Below are 1,839 nucleotides of genomic sequence, written 5' to 3'. Positions count from 1 at the left end.
CTTCTTTTTCCGTAATTCGATTTTGTCCGCACCCTGTAAAAACAATAAGAACTATCAATATCATCGCAAATATCTTACATATGTAATAATTTCCCATAAAAATTTTTTTATCCTTCAAAATACTCATCCAATACTGTTGCATCTTTTTTAACAACATAACCACTTCCACCGATTCCTTTCTTCTAATTTTTTTGTTCCTTAAATCTTACGCTTGTAATATTTAAAAGCCAAGTCTATTTTCAGGAATTGTATACTCCAGATTCACCATCTTTATGTGCGATATATCCTATTTTATTACCATCCTCTATATCTTCTCCATTTTTGTTACCCTGTCATTTTAAAGAACATCCTTACTTACACTGTTACATATTTTTCCGCTTCTTCTTTGCACTTCAACGTATTTCCATGCCCAATTACATATTCCATACATTCTTTTCCCTGCTCTTCTTTTCCGATTCGGTAGTAACATACTCCCAGCAGGAATCTGCGTGTAACCTCATAATAAGGCAGCTTTTCCGTATCATTTTCCAGTAATCTTACTGCTGCCTCATCTTCACCTTTCAGCATCAAATTTTTTGCCATAAACAGTGGATTCTTTTGAAATACTTTCCCTGCTTTTTCTAATGTAGCCGAATAACCTGCCGCATCTTTCTCCTGATATTTCTTCGACAGTTCGAGATTCGTCATGACCTGCTGCCAGGAACGTCCCTCTCTTTTTCCTTCCCATTCATTCTTTATATACTCTTCTGCCTTCTGCAACTGCCCATTTATGATCAGTGCAACTACATATTTAGACTCAGCTATCAGCATGACACTTTTTTGAAATCCATGATAATCCAAGCTCTTTCCGTACCTTATCAACTCTTCCAGCATTTCTGAATATTTTTCTGCATCACATTGCTGTGACAGAATCCTGTCAATTTTTGAAAAATCTCTGAGAATGTCCCTGATTAAAATGAATATACCTGCAATCAGATCAACCACCACGCAAATCCACAGAAGCCAGGGATCTGTCGTGACCCAGCCCGGCTGCTTTACATCGAAAAAGAGTACTGTCTCCTGATGCGGGAACGGATTTCCTTTGAAAATACTCACCACACAGATCAATGCTGCATAAATCAACAGCACATTCCGTATCATCCTGATGCGTCCATTTTTCTGCTTTTCATAAATCTTTTTTATCTGCTCTTCCATTTTCTCTACCTCGCTGTCACACTATTTTTGTACCTACAACATAATTATACATAATTTCTGCTGTTATTGAAATCTTCTCTTGCTGTCTCCTGCTTTCCGGGAGTATAAGCTGCCAGCAGAGTTTTATGGCACTCGGACAGGCAAAAATCAGTCTGCTTCTTGCATGCCTGCGAAAACTGATCCTGCTGATCCCTCTGATCTTTATCCTGCCGCTCTTTTTATCTGATAAGGTATTTGCAGTTTTCCTTGCAGAACCAGTCAGTGATATCCTGGCGGCTGCCATTACAACCATAACCTTCTTAAGCCACTTTAATGGAATATTGAACCAGAAAGACCTCGCCTGCTGCAAAATTTTCACCAATACAGACTGATGCAATCAATACCAGTGATACCAGTACATCTGATTGCCTGAACCTGTCCGATTATTTTCTTCAGTCTTCGGTGCAGATTATCTGCATCCATACATTGTCTCATCTTCCCATCTCCTTATCACCAGAAATATTAATATTGTAGCGAATCTCTGTTCGGTTGTACAATATCTACTGCTGCCTGTTCTTCTTTCTCCGCTGTTTTGCAAAAATCTTCTACTTTTTCACGATTGACCATATCAATCTGATTATCACAATCTACTGCCGCATATCCTTT

2 protein-coding genes and 2 pseudogenes are annotated in these 1,839 nt (G+C 38.5%); 1 reads left to right on the top strand and 3 read right to left on the bottom strand.

What is annotated here, in order from left to right; genetic code table 11:
* Positions 1-354 precede the first annotated feature (354 nt).
* Complete coding sequence (locus GPK88_RS16740) at positions 355-1,194, bottom strand: DUF2721 domain-containing protein (protein WP_215708052.1); 840 nt, start codon at positions 1,192-1,194, stop codon at positions 355-357.
* A gap of 104 nt (positions 1,195-1,298) precedes the next feature.
* Here GPK88_RS16740 and GPK88_RS16735 point away from each other — a divergent pair.
* Positions 1,299-1,565: pseudogene (locus GPK88_RS16735) on the top strand (hypothetical protein); the annotation flags it as partial.
* 31 nt (positions 1,566-1,596) lie between these two features.
* Here the strand turns inward: GPK88_RS16735 and GPK88_RS19665 are convergent.
* Positions 1,597-1,668, bottom strand: a pseudogene (locus GPK88_RS19665) (metal-sensing transcriptional repressor); the annotation flags it as partial.
* Between the two features lie 27 nt (positions 1,669-1,695).
* The coding region (locus GPK88_RS19660; RefSeq protein ID WP_256442598.1) for a DUF6070 family protein at positions 1,696-1,839 on the bottom strand (144 nt) is incomplete at its 5' end.

The sequence above is a fragment of the Blautia sp. MCC269 genome, assembly GCF_018785655.1.
Lineage (GTDB): Bacteria > Bacillota > Clostridia > Lachnospirales > Lachnospiraceae > Blautia_A.
Note: the sequence above shows the minus strand (reverse complement) of the source record. Positions and strands in the feature narration are given on the sequence as shown.

Bases quoted from the DNA above. Each gene is read 5' to 3' on its own strand.
- GPK88_RS16740 (WP_215708052.1), bottom strand. From the start codon at position 1,194: ATGGAAGAGCAGATAAAAAAGATTTATGAAAAGCAGAAAAATGGACGC.